Here is an 18,109-nt window from a genome sequence, read left to right on the forward strand (position 1 = left end):
AGACGCACGGTAGCAAACCACTTTGCCGCTTGTGCTATCCCTTTTGACTTTCAGCGCAGCATCGCCATCCCCCTGCTTCGCTCAGAGACAAATAGCATCGCGAGTTCAGGCAAATTTTCTCCATGTACCCAGTTACGCTGCTGAAATGAACAACATCCTGGCCTTTCGCGGCGGCATCGTCACGCAAGGTCCGGCAACTGGAGACTCGTATCGATGCAACAGAAAAATATCCTCATCGTCGGCGGAGGCGTTGGTGGCATGTCGACAGCCATCGCAATGGCCGGGCTTGGCCATCGGGTGGATCTCATTGACCTTGATCCTGAATGGCGTGTGTATGGGGCCGGCATCACGATTACCGGACCGACCCTGCGGGCTTTCAAGGCCCTCGGCGTGCTCCCCGACATCGAGGCGCAGGCATATACCGGTACCGGCATCCAGGTATGCTCGTCCGAAGGCGCGCGTCTGGCTGTACTGCCTACTCCCGTTCGTCTGGAAGATGGTATTCCCGGCTGTGGCGGCATCATGCGCCCCGTACTGCACAAGATTCTTTCAGACAAGGTGCTGGCTGCGGGGGTCAATGTGCGTTTGGGCCTGTCGGTGGACAAGCTGGAACAAACGCCAGATCAGGTCGACGTGGAACTCACTGATGGCAGCAAAGCCGCTTACGATCTCGTGGTCGGTGCAGATGGCCTGTTTTCGCGTATACGCGGCCTACTCTTTCCCGATGCTCCCCTTCCGCAATACACCGGGCAGAGCGCCTGGCGCGCACAACTACCCCGTCCTCCAGAAATCGACCGGCGCCATTTCTTCCTGGGCGGCCCCTACAAGGTCGGCCTGACTCCGGTGTCCCAGGATCGGATGTACATGTTCCTGCTGGAGAACTCCAAGGAAAAACGGCGCATTCCCGACCACGATCTCCCTGCAGAACTGGCGCGCCTGACGCGTCCTTATGGCGGCATCATCCGTGACATCGGCCAATCCCTCAGTGCCGAAAACACCATCGTTCACCGCCCGCTGGAGGCATTCCTGCTGCCCGGTCCATGGTTCAAGGGCCGGGTCCTGCTTATCGGTGATGCCGCCCACCCGACTACGCCTCAACTGGCCTCAGGCGCCGGCCTGGCCGCCGAAGATGCGCTGGTCCTGGCAGAAGAACTGGGAAAGGAGAACAGGATTGAGCACGCCTTGCAGCGCTATATGTCGCGACGCTATGAACGTTGCCTGCTGGTCGTGAAAAACTCCATGGAGATCGGCCGGCGAGAGCAAGCTGGCCGGCCTATTGCCGAGCAGACCATCCTTGTTGAACAGTCCTTGAAGACATTGGCAGAACCGATCTAAACCCAATCCCTGGACGAACGGTTCCGGCCTCAACGCAGAGGACCTTCTCGCTCCAGTTCAGCATTTCCCAAACGACCAGTTAAGGAGACATCATGGTGGATAAGTACAAAAAAGGGTTTACCGAGAGTAGTACGGATTCCCAACCGGCAGATGCGCACCGCAGGAATTTTCTTCATACCGCAGTCAAGACCAGCGCTGCTGGCGCCTTGCTGGCCAGCCCCGTAGCAGCCATCTGCGCCAATGCGCAGCCTAAGGAGCAGGCAACGTCGCCCTTGCCCAAGAGGGGGGAATATATCTTCCGCAATGGCTATATCCTCTCCATGGATCCGGCTATCGGAGAATTTGCAACGGGCGACGTTCATGTAAAAGACGGCGTCATTCTCAGTGTTGGTCGCTCGATTTCTTCTCAGACCGCAGAAATCATCGACGCCACCGATTGCATCGTCATGCCTGGCTTCATCGATGGCCATTGGCACATGATGAACTCGCTGTGGCGCGGCCTGGTCAACGACAAACCTGGCTATACCTACTTTGAAATCTATGGTCGGCTGGGGCCTGCCTACACGCCGCAGGATAGCGTGGCTGGCGTACGGCTGGCATTGGCTGAGGCGATCAATGGCGGCATCACCACGGTGCACAATTGGGCCAACAACGTACGATCACCAGCCCATGCCGATGCAGAGCTTGCCGCGCATGTCGCCTCAGGTGTGCGATTCCGCTGGAGTTACGGCGCTCCTTTCGGTTTGCCCAGCATTCCTTGGGACGATGTGGTGCGTGTACAGAAGCAATGGTTTGCTGCCGGCGACCGCATGATGACCTATGGCATCGCCTCCACAGCAGCCGGAGTCGGCCCGCAAACCATCACCGGTGTTGCCGCCGAGATGGTAAAAGCCCGTAAGCTGGGACTTCCGATCTCGATTCATGAACTTGCAACGGGGCCTGACAGTCCAGACTCAGTACGCTTCCTGATCGACGCGAAGTTGTTAGGCCCGGACGTACAGCTACTGCACGGCAACGGCATCGAACCCTACTTCGGCCAGATTGTCGAGGCAGGCACGACCGTGGCCCTCAGTCCAACGATCGACCCCATGACATTGCCTTTGGTGCCGCCGGTCCCAGGGGCGATGTCCGCCGGGATCAAACTGTCGTTCTCTGTCGATACATCTGGACAGGCTGCCGCCGACATGTTCACCAACATGCGTGTCGAGTGGGCCGCTTCCCACATGCGGGCCAACGGCAGCAACCTGCCGACCGCACGCGAACTCCTGCAGATCGCAACCCTCGGCGGCGCCGTCGCCCACGGCCTGCAGGACGTGACTGGCTCGCTGACGCCAGGCAAGCGTGGCGACCTCATCATGGTTCGCAAGAGCGACATCAACATGCAGATTGCCCCTGATATCGATCCCGCATGGCTGCTGGTTTCCTCGGGACGGCCAGAGAATATCGACACCGTGCTCGTCGACGGGCGGATTCTGAAGCGCAAAGGGACACTGACGACGGTCAACGTCCCTGAACTGATGAGGACCGCAAGTACCGCCTTGCAAGGTCTGCGGGCGCGCACGAAGCTCCCTCCGCTCGGTATGGCGAAGACCTGACCGGCTAGCGTTCCAACAACCTGGCCGCTCATCCTCCATCAGAGCATCTCAAAAGGAAATGAGCGGTCAGCTGTTTTGTATATCGAACCAGGTATTCATGCAATTTGGGGTAACTAGAACTCATTTCATCAATAGGCGTGAGATGCGTTCTGCCCAGAAAGGGCGCTGGCAAGGAGCGCAACGCGGCCAGCGCCCTTTCTGAGCAGAACCCGAAGGGAGCGGCCCGTTTGGGCGAATTGCTGCGTTACGAATTTGGGTCAAGACGCCCAGTCTTGACCCAAATTCGCGCCTTGCACTTCATCCCAAACGGGACTCGCTCGCACTCACGCCTATTGATGAAATGAGTTCTACGCAGAAGCAAAGAAAATGCTCCGGCCAACTGGTGACTGTTATATGGCCGGGTGTTATCTGCTGGCGTATGGAAACGAGCTAAGCTTGGCATAGTCACTCGACGGTCATAAAAAAACACATCGAATTCGTCCTGTCGTCACAAATCCAACAAAAACGACAATCCGTCAGACGGAATGCTACCTACCAAAAAATTAATTTATTCCTTTGTATTCAGTAGCTTAGATGCAAATCCTTGCATGGCACGCTCTTTGCTGAAGCTCCTACCGCAGCCAGGCACAGACCCGTTCTCCCACACAGTTTGCCGGAGCCACCATGCCCTCCTCTTCCTTATCGCTACCGATCTACCTGGATTATTCGGCGACCACTCCGGTCGATCCGCGCGTTGCGCAAAAGATGATTCCCTATCTAACCGATATTCCGGGCAACCCAGCCAGCCGTTCGCACAGCTTCGGCTGGGCCGCCGAAGCGGCGGTCGAACATGCACGCGAGCAAGTCGCGGCACTCGTCAACGCCGACGTGCGCGAAATCATCTGGACCTCCGGCGCCACCGAATCCAACAACCTGGCCATCAAGGGCGCCGCTGAATTCCTGCGTAGCAAGGGCCGCCACCTCATCACCGTCAAGACCGAACACAAGGCCGTGCTCGACACCATGCGCGAGCTGGAGCGCCGCGGTTTTGAAGTGACCTACCTGGAAGTCGGCAGCGACGGCCTGCTCGACCTGGTCGCCTTCGAAGCAGCCTTGCGGCCCGATACCATCCTGGCCTCGGTGATGTACGTCAATAACGAGATCGGCGTGATCCAGGACATCGCCGCATTGGGCGACATCTGCCGCGCACGCGGCGTGCTCCTGCACGTGGACGCCGCCCAGGCCACCGGCAAGGTGGCCATCGACCTGGCCAGCCTCAAGGTCGATCTGATGTCGTTCTCCGCCCACAAAACCTATGGTCCCAAGGGCATCGGCGCCTTGTACGTAGGACGCAAGCCGCGCGTACGGCTGGAGGCGCAGATGCATGGCGGCGGACATGAACGCGGCCTGCGCTCGGGCACCCTGGCCACTCACCAGATCGTCGGCATGGGTGAAGCCTTCGAACTGGCACGCCTGGCCATGGGCACCGAGAACGAACGCATCCGCATGTTGCGCGACCGCCTGCACGCGGGCTTTGCCGATATCGAGGAATGTTTCGTCAATGGCGACCTGGAGCGTCGCGTGCCGCACAACCTCAATGTCAGCTTCAACTATGTCGAGGGCGAATCGCTGCTCATGGCCATCAAGGATGTGGCGGTGTCCTCCGGGTCTGCCTGCACCTCGGCCAGCCTGGAACCCTCCTATGTCCTGCGCGCACTGGGCATGTCGGATGAACTGGCGCACAGTTCCATCCGTTTTTCCATCGGCCGCTTCACCACCATCGAGGAGATCGACTTCACCGTGAACGTGATCCGTGAAAAGGTGGGCAAGCTGCGCGCACTCTCGCCGTTGTGGGATATGTACAAGGACGGCATTGACCTCTCCACGGTGCAATGGGCTGCACACTGACAAGGAGCACATCATGGCTTACAGCGACAAATTGATGGACCACTACGAAAACCCGCGCAACGTCGGCAGCTTTGACAAGGACGACACCAGCGTGGCCACCGGCATGGTCGGTGCTCCCGCCTGTGGCGACGTAATGAAGCTGCAGATCAAGGTCGATCACAACGGCATCATCGAAGACGCCAAATTCAAGACCTACGGCTGCGGCTCGGCCATCGCCTCTTCCTCCCTGGTGACCGAGTGGCTCAAGGGACGCACCCTGGACCAGGCGCTGGACATCAAGAACACCGCCATCGCCGACGAACTGGCCTTGCCGCCGGTGAAGATCCACTGCTCCATCCTGGCCGAAGATGCCATCAAGGCCGCCGTGGCGGATTACCGCAGCCGGCATGACGCTGCGCCCGAGGTGCAGCAGGCGGCTCCGGCCCCCAAGCAATACCCGATCTGCGCGCCCATCGCCGACTGAGACGGCACGGCCGGTTCCCATCCCCATTTCCTGGAGGTCCATCATGTCCGATACCGATATCGACACCATCACCGCCGACGCCCCCCTCATCTTTACCGACTCGGCCGTGGCCAAGGTCAGTGAATTGATCAGCGAAGAAGGCAATGCTGACCTCAAGCTGCGCATCTACGTCAGCGGTGGCGGCTGCTCCGGCTTCGAATATGGCTTTGCCTTTGACGATGCCGTCAACGAAGACGATTTCTGCATCGAGCGCAACGGTGTCTCGCTGTTGGTCGATGCCATGAGCATGCAATACCTCAATGGTGCCGAGATCGGCTACGAAGAAGGCCTGGAAGGCTCCCGCTTCATCATCAAGAACCCCAATGCCACCACCACCTGTGGCTGCGGCAGTTCATTCTCGGTTTGAGGAGAGACGGCGATGAGCATCACCCTCACTGAAAACGCCGCGCGCCGCGTGCACGCCTTCCTGGCCAAGCGCAGCGCTGTCGGCTTGCGCCTGGCAGTCAAGACCAGCGGCTGCTCCGGCATGGCTTACGCGCTCGAATATGCCGACGTCGCCGAGCCGCAGGATGTGCGCTTCGAAAGCCATGGCGTGACCGTACTGATCGATCCCAAGAGCCTGCCCTACCTGGATGGCACCGAGCTGGACTTCGTGCGCGAAGGGCTCAACGAAGGCTTCAAGTTCAACAATCCCAACGCCAAGAACCAGTGCGGCTGCGGCGAAAGCTTCGCGGTCTAGGCCATGTCCCTGCTCCAGATCGCCGAACCTGGCCGCAGCACGGCGCCGCACCAGCACCGGCTGGCCGTGGGCATTGACCTGGGCACCACCAATTCGCTGGTGGCCACGGTCCAGTCCGGCCAGGCCCGCATCCTGCCGGATGAGGCCGGGCAGGCGCTGCTGCCCTCGGTGGTGCGCTATCTGCCGGCCCATTCCCTGCAGCCGGCAGACCGGCCGCCGACCGTCGTCGGCCATGCCGCCAAGGCCGCGCAGAGTGATGATCCGCGCAATACCTTGTCCTCCATCAAGCGCCTGATGGGGCGTGACCGCGCCGACATCAGCGCAGGCAACAGCGCTGACATGCCTTATGCCTTCATCGACAAGCCCGGCCTGGTCCAGATCGACACCGCTGCGGGTATCAAGACACCCATCGACGTATCGGCCGACATCCTGCGGGTATTGCGCCAGCGGGCCGAAGCCTCGCTGGGGGGCGAACTGAGTGGTGCGGTCATCACGGTGCCGGCCTACTTCGATGACGCCCAGCGCCAAGCCACCAAGGATGCCGCGCGTCTGGCCGGCCTGAATGTGCTGCGGCTGCTCAATGAACCGACGGCCGCCGCCATCGCCTATGGCCTCGACCAGGCTGCCGAAGGCGTGTTCGCCATCTATGATCTGGGGGGCGGCACCTTTGACATTTCCATCCTCAAGCTCTCACGCGGGGTCTTTGAAGTGCTGGCCACCAATGGGGATGGCGCTCTGGGTGGCGATGATTTTGATCGCTGCATCCATGACTGGGTCCTCGACCAGAGTCCGCTGGCAAGTGCAGGGCTCACCTCGCAAGATACCCGGCGCCTGCTCACTGCTGCGCGCCAGGCCAAGGAAACCCTGAGCCGGGAGACCAGCGCGACCATCGAACTGAACCTGTCCTCAGGGCAGGCCGTGCAACTGGCGTTGACGCGCGAGGTATTTGCGTCCATCAGCCAGGGCTTGCTGGCCCGTACCCTGCTGCCCACCCGCAAGGCGCTGCGCGACGCAGGATTAGGCGTCTCTGAGATCGACGGCGTGGTCCTGGTCGGAGGATCGACCCGGATGCCGCAGGTGCGCGCCGCCGTGGCCGACTTTTTCGGCCAACCGCCCTTGACCGATCTAGATCCAGACCAGGTCGTGGCGCTGGGCGCGGCCATGCAGGCCAATGTCCTGGCCGGCAATCGCCAGCAAAGCGACTGGCTGCTGCTGGACGTCTGTCCGCTCTCGCTGGGGCTGGAAACCATGGGCGGCCTGGTGGAAAAGATCATCCCGCGCAACTCCACCATTCCGGTGGCACGGGCGCAGGAATTCACTACCTTCAAGGATGGCCAGACCGCCATGAGCGTGCATGTGCTGCAAGGCGAACGGGAACTGGTGGCCGATTGCCGCTCTCTGGCGCGCCTGGAGTTGCGCGGTATTCCTCCCATGGTGGCCGGTGCGGCCCGTATCCGCGTGACTTTCCAGATCGATGCCGACGGGCTGCTGTCGGTCTCGGCACGCGAACAAAGCACCGGCGTGGAAGCGGCTGTCACCGTCAAGCCCTCCTATGGACTGGATGACGCCAACATCGCCCGTATGCTCTCCGAAGCCGCAGGGCACGCCACCGATGACATGAAGATGCGTACGCTGCGTGAAGCCCAGGTCAATGCCCGCCAGGTGGCCGACGCCACCGATGCCGCCCTCAAGCGCGACGGCCACAGCCTGCTCAGCGCCACCGAACAGGCGCACATCCGCCAGCACCTCTATGCCCTGACGGAACTGATCGAGACAGCACGCGAAGCCAATGACGACAACATCGCTGCGCTCGGCCGAGCTTGCGATGCCCTGAACCAGGCCACCCAGGAATTCGCCGCCCGGCGCATGAATGCCAGTGTCTCGCTGGCCCTCTCAGGTCAGCGCCTCGACGCCATCGACCTGGCCTCATGACTTGATATTCCAACCCTGACCGGGGCCATCCCGGCCTCATCGGGAGCTGCCATGCCGCACATCACCGTTCGTCCCCATCCCGTCCTGTGCACCGAAGGCAGCAGCTTCGATGCGCGCAGCGGCCAGTTCCTGTGCGATGCCTTGCTCAAGAACGGGATCGCACTGGAGCACGCCTGCGAAAAATCCTGTGCCTGTTCCACCTGCCATGTGATCGTCCACGAAGGCTTCGACTCTCTGGCGCCGGCCAGTGATGATGAGGAAGACCAACTGGGCCGTGCCTGGGGCTTGAGCGCGCAGTCGCGCCTGGCGTGCCAGGTGGTACTCAGGCAGCAGGACCTGGTGATCGAGCTGCCGCTCTACACCGTCAATCTGGCACGCGAACGGGACTGAGGACTGCGCGGTGTGCCGGGGCGGCAAGGCCGGACAAGACACGACAAACACGACAAAAGTGACAAGGGCCGCGGACTACCGCAAAACACCAGAAGAGTCGCTTATCACATTGATTTTTAAGGAATTTATTTTGCAAATCCGATTGGCACATGAATTGCTAAATCAGGATCAGAAGACATTTTTCGTATCGCATTGCCGGAGAATCCGAGATGGTCACAATCAATGACACTACCCTGCGCGACGGCGAACAGACTGCCGGTGTTGCCTTCACAGCGGAAGAAAAAATCGCCATCGCGCGCGCCCTTGATGAGATCGGCGTGCCGGAGATGGAAATCGGCATTCCCATCATGGGCGAGGCCGAAATCGAGGTGATCCAGGCCATCGCCGCGCTGCCCCTGCGCAGCAAGACCATGGTGTGGGGCCGCATGTGCGAAGCCGACCTGGCTGCCGCCGCGCGCTGCAACGCCGATATCGTCAACCTGTCTATGCCGGTGTCGGACATCCATATCCAGCACAAGCTGCAACGCGACCGCGACTGGGTGCTGGCGCAGATACGTTATTTCCTGCCCAAGGCACTGGACCTGGGCATGGAGGTTTGCCTCGGTGGCGAGGATTCCTCTCGCGCCGACCTGGACTTCATGTTGCGGGTGATCGAGACGGCCCAGGCCGCCGGCGCCCGGCGCTTCCGCTTTGCCGATACGCTGGGGCTGCTCGATCCCTTTGCGACCTATGAAGTGATCCGCCAGTTGCGCCAGGAAGTCGACATCGAACTGGAAATGCACGCCCACAACGACCTGGGCCTGGCCACGGCCAACACCTTGGCCGCCATCAATGCCGGCGCCAGCCACGTCAACACCACTGTCAACGGTCTGGGCGAGCGCGCGGGCAATGCCCCGCTGGAAGAAGTGGTGATGGGCTTGCGCCATCTGCATGGCATTGAGAGCCAGGTCGATACACGTTCGCTTCCGGCCATTTCCAGGCTGGTGGCCAAGGCCTCCGGCAAGGCGGTGGCGCCCAACAAGAGCATCGTCGGCGAAGCCGTGTTCACGCACGAATCGGGCATCCACGTGGACGGCCTGCTCAAGAACCCGGCCAACTATGAACACTTCAGCCCGGCCGAACTGGGCCGCAGCCATCACATCGTGCTGGGCAAGCATTCCGGCTCGCGCGGCGTCAAGGATGCCTTCGCCAAGATGGGAATACTGCTCTCGGACAGCCAGGCACAAGCCATGCTCCTGCGCATCCGTGATCACACCATGGTGGCCAAGGCGGCGCCCAGCGAAGATGAACTTACGCGATTTTTCCTGGAAAGTGGCGCCTGCGCGGCCAGCCAGATGTAAGCATTTGGTTTCGCCCGTTTCCGCGCGCTGCGCCTGTGTTCCTCTCAACCCAGAAAGAGAGCCCGTCATGCTGACCCTGGCCGAAAAACTGAAGCAACTGTCCGCCGCCGAAGAGTTCCTCGATTTCTTCGGGGTGCCTTACCAGCAAGCGGTCGTGAACGTCAATCGCCTGCACATCTTGAAGCGCTTCTACCAGTACATGCGCCAGGAGCGCGGGCTGGATGAGCTGGACGAGGTGGAGATGTTCAAGAAGCTGCGTGCCATGCTGGCCGCCGCCTATGACGACTTCGTCCATTCCACACCGGCACAGGAAAAGGTTTTCAAGGTTTTCCAGGATGCCCACGGCAAGTCGGTATCCCTGGAGATGCTGCGCATGTCCCTGCCGGCCAAGGCCTGAGCCTGCCCTTTTGGAGAACACCATGCATATCGTCGTCTGTATCAAGCAAGTACCCGACAGCGCCCAGATCCGCGTGCATCCGGTCACCAACACCATCATGCGCCAGGGTGTGCCGGCCATCATCAACCCCTACGACCTGTTTTCCCTGGAAGAAGCCCTGCGCATCAAGGATCAGGTCGGCGGACGGGTAACGGTGCTGACCATGGGCCCACCGCAGGCGGAGGCAGCGCTGCGCAAATGCATTTCCTTCGGCGCCGATGACGCCATCCTGGTGACCGACCGCGCCTTTGCCGGTGCCGACACGCTGGCCACGTCCTATGCCCTGGCCTCCGCTATCCAGCGCATCTCGCAAGACCAGGCGGTCGATTTGGTCCTGGCCGGCAAGCAGACCATCGACGGCGATACGGCCCAGGTCGGCCCGGGCATCGCCAAGCGGCTCGATCTGCAATTGCTGACCTATGTCTCCAAGATCGTGTCGTTGGACCCGATTGCGCGCGAAATCGTCATCCAGCGCCGTGCCGAAGGCGGGGTGCAGGTGCTCCAGACCCGGCTGCCCTGCCTCATCACCATGCTCGAAGGCAGCAACGAGATGCGCTTTGCCACCATGGAAAACATGTTCCGCGCCGCCCGCCATCCGATCCGTACCTGGGACCGTACCGCTGCCGGCATCGAGGACATCAGCAAGATCGGCTTGAAGGGCTCGCCCACCGTGGTGAGCAAGGTGTTTGCGCCCAAGCCCAACGCGCGCCGCGCCGAGATCATCACGGCCGAAGGCGACGAAGCGCGCGACCTGGCGGTCACCCTGGTCGGCAAGCTCTTCACGCAACACCCGAAACTGGGTGAGGCCATTGCCAGGAAGGTCGCTTGATCCACCCCACATCGATTCTACGAGGCACAGCATGAACCAAGAGAAGCCTGCTCCAGAGCGCAAAGGCGGCAAGGGAAAATACGAACTGGACGAACGCCTCAAGGCCTATCAAGGCGTCTGGGTATTCATCGAACACGAGCGCGGCGAAGTCCATCCGGTCTCCTGGGAGCTGCTGGGCGAAGGCCGCAAGCTGGCCGACCAGCTCGGCGTGTCACTCTCGGGCGTGGTATTGGGCGCGCCCGACCTGGCGACCCGCCAGTTCTGCGAACAGGCGTTCCACCATGGTGCCGATAGCTGTTACCTGATGGCCGACCCTACCCTGTCGGCCTATCGTAACCAGCCCTTCACCAAGGGCCTTACCGATCTGGTCAACCGCTATCAGCCGGAAATCCTGCTGCTGGGAGCGACCGCGCAAGGACGCGACCTGGCCGGCAGTGTCGCCACCACGCTCAAGACCGGCCTGACTGCCGACTGCACCGGGCTCACCATCGACATGGAAAACCGCAGCATGGCGGCATCGCGTCCGACCTTTGGCGGCAGCCTGCTGTGTACCATCCTGACGCTGAACTACCGGCCGCAGATGGCCACCGTGCGGCCGCGCGTGATGGCCATGCCGGAGCCCGACCGCAGCCGCAGCGGCCAGATCATCGAACACCCGCTGTGCCTGGTCGAGAGCGACATCATCACCAAGGTATTGGAATACATCCCCGACAATCAGCAGGAAAAGCCGCAGCTACCCTTTGCCGACATCATCGTGGCCGGCGGACGCGGCATGAAGCGGGCCGAGAATTTTCAGCTGATCTGGGATCTGGCCATGGTGCTGGGGGCCGAGGTGGGGGCCACGCGTCCGGTGGTGCAAGCCAACTGGGTCCAGGCCGAGCGCCAGGTCGGGCAATCCGGCAAGACCGTGCGGCCCAAGCTGTATATCGCGGCCGGTATCTCGGGCGCCATCCAGCACCGTGTCGGCATGGCCGATTCAGACGTGATCATTGCCATCAACAGTGATCCCAACGCCCCCATCTTCGATTTCGCCAGCTACGGCATCGTCGGCAATGCCATGACCATCCTGCCAGCCTTGACCGAGGCCTTCCGTCAACAACTGACCACGATGCGCATGGCGAGCTGAGCCACAACAGGGAGAACAGCATGACTGAAAAATTCGATGCCATCGTAGTCGGCGCCGGCCCCTCCGGCAATGCCTGCGCCTACACCATGGCCAAGGCCGGACTGAAGGTGCTGCAGATCGAACGAGGGGAATATCCCGGTTCCAAGAACGTGCAAGGCGCCATCCTCTACTCGGATGCGCTGGAACGTATCATTCCCGACTTTCGCGAAGACGCGCCGCTGGAACGCCACATCATCGAGCAACGCATGTGGGTGCTCGACGACCAGTCCTTTATCGGCGGCAATTACCGCTCGGAAGACTTCAACAAACCGCCCTACAACCGCTACACCATCATCCGCGCCCAGTTCGACAAATGGTTTTCGCAGAAGGTACAAGAGGCTGGCGCCCTGCTGATCTGCGAGACCACCGTGACCGATCTGCTCATGGATGGCCAGCGCGTCGTGGGCGTGCAGACCGATCGCGTGGGCGGCTCGATCTATGCCGACATCGTGGTGCTGGCCGATGGCGTCAATTCAGTGCTGGCCCGCAAGGCCGGCTTTCGCCCCGAGCTCGATCCGGCCGAGGTGGCGCTGGCAGTCAAGGAAATCCATTTCATGCCCGAAGAAACCATTGCCAGCCGCTTCAACGTCAGCGGCGACGCCGGCGTGGTCATCGAGATGGTCGGCAAGATCACCAAGGGCATGATGGGTACCGGGTTCCTCTACACCAACCGCGACTCGGTGACCATCGGAGTGGGCTGCATGTTGTCCGACCTCAAACGACAGAAATGCTCGCCCTACCAACTGCTGGAAGACATGAAGGCCCATCCTGCTATCGCTCCCTTGCTCGAAGGCGGAGAAATGAAGGAGTATGCAGCCCACCTCATTCCCGAGGGCGGCTACCACTCCATTCCCTGCCTCTATGGCAGTGGCTGGATTGTCGTCGGCGACTCCGGCATGTTCGTCAACGCGGTACATCGTGAAGGGTCCAACCTCGCCATGACCAGCGGTCGCCTGGCAGCCGAAACCGTGATCGCCCTGCGTGCCGAAGGCCTGCCTATGAACGAACGCAACCTGGCACGCTACCGCGCCGCCCTCAACGAGAGCTTCGTCATCAAGGATATGAAGAAATACCGCGCCCTGCCCGGCATCTTCCATCGCAATCCGCACTTGCTGAACACCTACCCCGAACTGCTCAACCAGGCGGCGCACCACATGCTCAAGGTCGACGGGACCGACAAGAAATCCAAGGAACGAGACATCCGGCGCAGCTTCACCCAGCGGCGCTCCTTATTCGGATTGGTGGGTGATGCCTACAAAATGTGGAGGGCTTTCGAATGAGCACGTCCAAGGTCGAGGAAAAACTGTTCCAGAACCGCTACAAGATCGACAGCGGCCGTCCGCATATCGCCATCAAGAACCAGTCGGTATGCGCCGATCAATGCAAGACCCAGCAATGCCTGACTTGCTGCCCGGCCGGTTGCTATACCGCCGAAGGCGGGGGCCAGATCCTGCTGACCACCGATGGCTGCCTGGAATGCGGCACCTGCCGCGTGATCTGCACCGAACACCGCAACGTGGCCTGGGAATATCCACGTGGCGGCTATGGCATCCTGTTCAAGTTCGGCTGAGGGGACGCTGAGAGAAGGCCGCATCGCCAACACGGCTGCGGCTCTTCACGTGATATCAAGAATCAAGCAACTGCATCACGTCTACAACAATGCCACCGATTTGATCTGCGCCCACACTGGCTGGCCCGGTACCAGGGCGAGTTGATCGCAGGAGCGCCGCGTGATGCGCGCCAGCAGTTGTTCTCCGCCGGCATCCAGCACGACCAGCACGTGGGCCGGATGCTGCGCCGGTGCCAGCTTGAGCACCGTGGCCGACAGCCGGTTGAGGATGCTGCTGTCATGGCTGGGGCTCAACGCCAGGCTGACGTCGCGCGCATGGATTTGCAGCCGCACCGGCTGACCGACAGGTAACTCACGTCGCGGCACGAAGATCTCGCCACCGGCCAGCACCAGCCTGGTCAGGTGATACGTCTCGTCATGGGCGGCGACCTTGGCCTCGATCACGGCCCCGGCATCCTCGGCATGGGCCAGGGGCAGATCCAGCCGTGACAGCAGCGTCGTCAGAGGACCGCTGGCCAGGCAGCGGCCTTGCCGCATCAATACCAGCGTATCGGCCAGACGCGCGATTTCCTCGGGATGGTGGCTGATGTAGAGGATGGGAATGGCCAGCTCGTCGCGCAGGCATTCCAGGTAAGGCAGGATATCGCGCTTGCGTTCGTTGTCCAGCGCGGCCATCGGTTCGTCCATGAGCAACAGGCGCGGTGCCGTGAACAGGGCGCGCGCCATGGCCACGCGCTGGCGCTCTCCGCCTGACAAGGCCGAGGGCATGGACTGCAGCAATGCAGCGATACCCAGCAGGTCGATGATCTTCTGGCGTGACGCGGCGCTGGACACGGCCCCGCTGCGACGCGCACCATAATCCAGATTGCGGCTCACCGACAGATGCGGCAACAGGCTGGCCTCCTGGAATACATATCCGAGCGCGCGCCGATGGGTCGGCAAAAAATACTGGCGCTGCGAATCTTGCCAGACTTCGCCGTTGACCTCCAGATAACCTCGGCTCGGACGCAGCAGGCCCGCCATGCAGCGCAGGAAGGTGGTCTTACCGCAGCCGGAGGGGCCGCTCAAGGCACTCACGCCCTGCCCCGGCAATTTCAGATCCAGGTCAAGCTGGAACTCGCCCGCGCCACCATAGCCATAGGCCATCCTCGCGATGATCCCGGGCTGCGCGATGCTGGGCCCAACCATGGCTTGCTTCATGTCGTCCTCCTGGTAGCATCGCCGGATTGTGCCGTAGCTTCCTGCGGTGCGCGGCCACTCTTGCCTGCCTTGAGCCTGGTCTTGCCGGCACGCCCCAGACGCATCATCACCAATAGCACAAGGAAGGAAAACACCAGCATCGCGCCCGCCAGGCGGTGCGCCTGGGCGTATTCGAAGGCTTCCACGTGGTCATAGATCTGCATCGACAAGACCCGTGTCTTGCCGGGGATGTTGCCGCCGATCATCAGCACCACGCCGAACTCGCCCACGGTATGGGCAAAACCGAGCACTGCCGCCGTCAGAAAGCCCGGCCCGGCCAAGGGTACGGCCACGGTAAAAAAGGCATCCAGCGGCGAGGCGCGCAAGGTCGCCGCTACTTCCATGGGCCGTTCGCCCATGGCCTCGAAGGCGTTCTGCAAGGGCTGGACCACGAAGGGCATCGAATAGAGCAGCGAGGCCAGCACCAGTCCGCCAAAACTGAAGGGCAGCAAGCCCAGCCCCAATGCCTGGGTGAGCTGGCCCACCGGCCCTTGCGGTCCCATGAGCACCAACAGATAAAACCCCAGCACGGCCGGCGGCAATACCAGCGGCAAGGCCACCACTGCGGCCACCCCATGGCGCCAGCCCGAGCGCGTGCGTGCCAGCCACCAGGCCAGCGGGGTCCCCAGCAACAGCAGCAGCACCGTGACGATGCTGGCCAGGCTCAGTGTCAGGCGCACCGCGCTCCAGTCTTCGGCGGTCAACCACATGGCTGGCCTAGCGATCGAGCTCGTAGCCGTAGCCACGGATGACCTGGCGCGCCGGTTCGCTCTTGAGGTAAGTCATCAGCGCCAGCGCGGCCGGATGGTCACGGCCTTTTTCCAGCAGGACCGCGTCCTGCAGGATCGGTGCATACAGCTCGGCCGGCACGATCCAGGCCGAGCCGTCGGCGATCTGTCCGTTCCTGACCACTTGCGACAAGGCCACGAAGCCGAGCAAGGCATTGCCGCTGGCGATGAACTGGTAAGCCTGGTTGATGTTTTCTGCCTGCACGATCTTGGGCCGCAAGGTCTCTTCAAGCCCCAGCTTCTGCATCGTCTGCACGCCCGCCAGGCCATACGGCGCCAGCTTGGGATTGGCCAGCGACAGATGCTCGAAGGCGCCCTTCTTCAGGATCTCGCCCTGCGCGTCCACCACGCCCGGCTTGGCGCTCCAGAGCACCAGCTTGCCGCGGGCATAGGTGAAGCGTGTGCCGGCTACCGCGGTCTTCTGCTTTTCCAGCAGAGCGGGCGTGTCGGCGTCCGCCGCCAACAATATCTCGAATGGCGCGCCATTGTTGATCTGGGCATAGAACTGGCCGGTAGAGCCGAACGCCGCCACCACCTTGTGACCGGTGGCCTGCTCGAACGCGGCGGCAATCTGCTTGAACGGCTGGGTGAAATTGGCTGCCACGGCCACGTGGATTTCCTCGGCATGGACAACTGGCATCAACAGCCACAGCCAGGTACAGGCCAGCATCAGGGTGCGCAACATGGACTTTTTCCTTGAAAAAAGATGCGAATGAAGACGTCAGCGCCAGCTCAGTTCAAGCCGAGCAATGGATTGGCGTCTTCCGGACCGAAGCACTTGAGGTAATCGGAGCAATTGCCGCAGCTGGGAGCCTGGCACAGCACCAGCCCTTCGCGTTCGCACAATTGCCGATAGAAGAACTTCTTCCACTTCATGTCGCTGACGTTGCGCTCGGCCAGGACGGAAAAGTAATGACTGATCAGCCGTGACAAGGCCGTCCGGTTTGGCAAGCCCATGTCTTGCCAGAGATGGTTGGAACCCATGCAGGCCGTGGCAATGGCGTGGGCCAGCCAGGTACTTTCCTGGTCGTCGTAGGTACGACAATCCATCAGCATGGCCAGCAGGTCATCGAATTCGTCGATCGGTGGCGGTGCACAGGCCTCGCCGGCCACTGCGCTGCGGGAGCCATACAGAGGCGCCGTCAACTCCGGGAAATAGCGTTCACGCAAGGCCGTCAGGGCATCCGCATCAAGCGCGGCGATGGGTACGTCATAGGGGGCCGGACGATGATCGGCCAGTGCGATCAGGCCGGCAAAGGCCAGCGTCACCACATGGTCCGGGTCGCGCGCTGCTTCCATCAATTCCACATAACCTGCCTGGCTGTAGCTCATTTTTGGGGCCTCCTGGGTCGGTGTCAGAGAACGAAAAAAGCTTCAAAGGGAAATGGACAATCAGACCTGCGCGCTCCCATGGGTGTAGCACTTCTTGGGACAAATCCGTGAGCAGGCCTCGCAACCGATGCAATTGTCACGGTTGGCGATGGTCATGATCTTTCTTTCGTACTCCTCATCCTCGTCATCATCAGGATCGACTGCGATGCGTTGCCCCTCGTCATTGATACCGACCAGGGCCAGCACGTCGCGGCCGCATACCTTGAAGCAACGGCCGCAGCCGATGCATTTGTCTTCATTGATCTGGCCGACGAACTGTGGCGTCCAGTCGGCACCGCCGGGAAGCTTGACCGTGAATGTCGTCATGGCTGTCTTTCCTTCTCATCCTCCAGTGCGCGCCTTGCCTGGGCCAGCGCGGCATGGGCATCGTAGGCCTTTTGCGCGACCTCCAGGATGTTTTCCCAGCCGGTCGGCAAATCCTCGGACAGATCGTGCAGATCCATCTTCAAGGCGGTGGCCTGCTGGTTGAGCTTCTTGACTTGCGCCTTGAGCGCTTCCCTGTCCTGCATGTCCGTTCTCCTTGGGGCCGATGCCCTCAGCCGTAATTGACCACCTCGGGGAACTGCCGGATCATCTCGACCCCGGCCGTGACGATCTTGTCGCCCTCCTCGGCCAGCTTGTCCACGCTTTCGAAGCCGAATCGATGCACATCCCGCAAGTGCTTGTTGACCACCACCAGGCGCCCGGCCATGAGCACCATGCGTCCGAAGCCCTCATGCGACATCTTCATCATCGGCGTGGCGATGCTGCCGGTCTGGCGCTCGATGGCCAGCCCCACGGCGTTGTAGAACAGTTCCAGGCGCCACAGGGTTTCAGGATCGGGGTCGCCGATGATGGGAATCTCGCGGCGCTGCTCGCGCGTGATGATGTAGGGCGCCAGCAGGTCGGCGTTGCTCTTGCCGTCCCAGGCACCATGGGTATCCTGCGCGCGCCATTGCTTGATGAGCTCCTGCACGAATGGGCTGTCGATGGCGGCCGGGGCCTCTTGAGTGGCGATGGCAGTCATGGT

The 18,109-nt window shown here is 61.5% G+C and carries 21 protein-coding genes; 14 read left to right on the forward strand and 7 right to left on the reverse strand.

What is annotated here, in order from left to right; all coding sequences use genetic code 11:
- Window positions 1-213: 213 nt before the first annotated feature.
- From RC54_RS12640 to RC54_RS12705, 14 genes are all read left to right on the forward strand, one after another.
- On the forward strand, window positions 214-1,335 hold the full coding sequence (locus tag RC54_RS12640) for an FAD-dependent oxidoreductase (protein WP_061789583.1): 1,122 nt from the start codon (window positions 214-216) through the stop codon (window positions 1,333-1,335).
- Between the two features lie 92 nt (window positions 1,336-1,427).
- Complete coding sequence (locus RC54_RS12645; RefSeq protein WP_058895541.1) at window positions 1,428-2,930, forward strand: amidohydrolase family protein; 1,503 nt, start codon at window positions 1,428-1,430, stop codon at window positions 2,928-2,930.
- A gap of 663 nt (window positions 2,931-3,593) precedes the next feature.
- Complete coding sequence (locus tag RC54_RS12650; RefSeq protein WP_058895542.1) at window positions 3,594-4,817, forward strand: IscS subfamily cysteine desulfurase; 1,224 nt, start codon at window positions 3,594-3,596, stop codon at window positions 4,815-4,817.
- Between the two features lie 13 nt (window positions 4,818-4,830).
- Complete coding sequence (iscU, locus tag RC54_RS12655) at window positions 4,831-5,280, forward strand: Fe-S cluster assembly scaffold IscU (RefSeq protein ID WP_013234800.1); 450 nt, start codon at window positions 4,831-4,833, stop codon at window positions 5,278-5,280.
- A 43-nt stretch (window positions 5,281-5,323) separates the two neighbouring features.
- Window positions 5,324-5,686, forward strand: a complete 363-nt coding sequence (gene erpA / locus RC54_RS12660) for an iron-sulfur cluster insertion protein ErpA (protein WP_058895543.1) — start codon at window positions 5,324-5,326, stop codon at window positions 5,684-5,686.
- 12 nt (window positions 5,687-5,698) lie between these two features.
- Window positions 5,699-6,019 (forward strand): iron-sulfur cluster assembly protein IscA, encoded by a 321-nt coding sequence (iscA, locus tag RC54_RS12665; RefSeq protein ID WP_013234802.1) that lies wholly within the window; start codon window positions 5,699-5,701, stop codon window positions 6,017-6,019.
- A 3-nt stretch (window positions 6,020-6,022) separates the two neighbouring features.
- A complete protein-coding gene (gene hscA, locus RC54_RS12670) occupies window positions 6,023-7,951 on the forward strand; it encodes a Fe-S protein assembly chaperone HscA (protein WP_061789582.1) in 1,929 nt (642 codons plus the stop codon).
- Window positions 7,952-8,002: 51 nt separating this feature from the next.
- Window positions 8,003-8,341, forward strand: coding sequence for an ISC system 2Fe-2S type ferredoxin (fdx, locus tag RC54_RS12675; protein WP_058895545.1), 339 nt, complete (start codon window positions 8,003-8,005; stop codon window positions 8,339-8,341).
- 209 nt (window positions 8,342-8,550) lie between these two features.
- Window positions 8,551-9,681: a homocitrate synthase gene (gene nifV / locus RC54_RS12680; protein ID WP_058895546.1), complete on the forward strand. Its 1,131-nt coding sequence runs from the start codon at window positions 8,551-8,553 to the stop codon at window positions 9,679-9,681.
- Between the two features lie 67 nt (window positions 9,682-9,748).
- Window positions 9,749-10,078: a nitrogenase stabilizing/protective protein NifW gene (gene nifW, locus RC54_RS12685; protein WP_013234806.1), complete on the forward strand. Its 330-nt coding sequence runs from the start codon at window positions 9,749-9,751 to the stop codon at window positions 10,076-10,078.
- A gap of 22 nt (window positions 10,079-10,100) precedes the next feature.
- Window positions 10,101-10,946, forward strand: a complete 846-nt coding sequence (locus RC54_RS12690; RefSeq protein ID WP_013234807.1) for an electron transfer flavoprotein subunit beta/FixA family protein — start codon at window positions 10,101-10,103, stop codon at window positions 10,944-10,946.
- 31 nt (window positions 10,947-10,977) lie between these two features.
- Entirely contained in the window at window positions 10,978-12,072 is a 1,095-nt protein-coding gene (locus RC54_RS12695) for an electron transfer flavoprotein subunit alpha/FixB family protein (RefSeq protein ID WP_058895547.1), read from the forward strand.
- A gap of 20 nt (window positions 12,073-12,092) precedes the next feature.
- Window positions 12,093-13,391, forward strand: a complete 1,299-nt coding sequence (locus tag RC54_RS12700; RefSeq protein WP_058895548.1) for an FAD-dependent oxidoreductase — start codon at window positions 12,093-12,095, stop codon at window positions 13,389-13,391.
- On the forward strand, window positions 13,388-13,681 hold the full coding sequence (locus RC54_RS12705) for a ferredoxin family protein (RefSeq protein WP_006463103.1): 294 nt from the start codon (window positions 13,388-13,390) through the stop codon (window positions 13,679-13,681). The genes RC54_RS12700 and RC54_RS12705 overlap by 4 nt, the downstream gene beginning before the upstream one ends.
- 81 nt (window positions 13,682-13,762) lie before the next feature.
- Here the strand turns inward: RC54_RS12705 and modC are convergent, their stop codons facing one another.
- The 7 genes from modC to RC54_RS12740 are packed head-to-tail and all read right to left on the reverse strand — an operon-like array spanning window position 13,763 to window position 18,106.
- Entirely contained in the window at window positions 13,763-14,881 is a 1,119-nt protein-coding gene (modC, locus tag RC54_RS12710) for a molybdenum ABC transporter ATP-binding protein (protein WP_061789581.1), read from the reverse strand.
- Window positions 14,878-15,630 (reverse strand): molybdate ABC transporter permease subunit, encoded by a 753-nt coding sequence (gene modB, locus RC54_RS12715; RefSeq protein WP_017453294.1) that lies wholly within the window; start codon window positions 15,628-15,630, stop codon window positions 14,878-14,880. The genes modC and modB overlap by 4 nt, the downstream gene beginning before the upstream one ends.
- A 7-nt stretch (window positions 15,631-15,637) precedes the next feature.
- The gene (gene modA / locus RC54_RS12720) at window positions 15,638-16,393 is read right to left on the reverse strand and encodes a molybdate ABC transporter substrate-binding protein (protein ID WP_061789580.1); all 756 of its coding nucleotides are present in this window, start codon (window positions 16,391-16,393) and stop codon (window positions 15,638-15,640) included.
- A gap of 47 nt (window positions 16,394-16,440) precedes the next feature.
- The gene (locus RC54_RS12725) at window positions 16,441-17,040 is read right to left on the reverse strand and encodes a nitrogen fixation protein NifQ (RefSeq protein WP_061789579.1); all 600 of its coding nucleotides are present in this window, start codon (window positions 17,038-17,040) and stop codon (window positions 16,441-16,443) included.
- 60 nt (window positions 17,041-17,100) lie between these two features.
- Window positions 17,101-17,406, reverse strand: a complete 306-nt coding sequence (fdxB, locus tag RC54_RS12730; protein WP_006463098.1) for a ferredoxin III, nif-specific — start codon at window positions 17,404-17,406, stop codon at window positions 17,101-17,103.
- Entirely contained in the window at window positions 17,403-17,609 is a 207-nt protein-coding gene (locus RC54_RS12735; protein WP_058895552.1) for a CCE_0567 family metalloprotein, read from the reverse strand. The genes fdxB and RC54_RS12735 overlap by 4 nt, the downstream gene beginning before the upstream one ends.
- A gap of 26 nt (window positions 17,610-17,635) precedes the next feature.
- Window positions 17,636-18,106 carry a NifX-associated nitrogen fixation protein gene (locus RC54_RS12740; RefSeq protein ID WP_013234815.1) on the reverse strand — a complete coding sequence of 157 codons (471 nt, stop codon included), beginning with the start codon at window positions 18,104-18,106 and terminating at the stop codon, window positions 17,636-17,638.
- Window positions 18,107-18,109 lie beyond the last annotated feature (3 nt).

Origin of the sequence: Herbaspirillum rubrisubalbicans (assembly GCF_003719195.1) — a bacterium.
In the GTDB taxonomy this organism is placed as follows: domain Bacteria; phylum Pseudomonadota; class Gammaproteobacteria; order Burkholderiales; family Burkholderiaceae_D; genus Herbaspirillum; species Herbaspirillum rubrisubalbicans.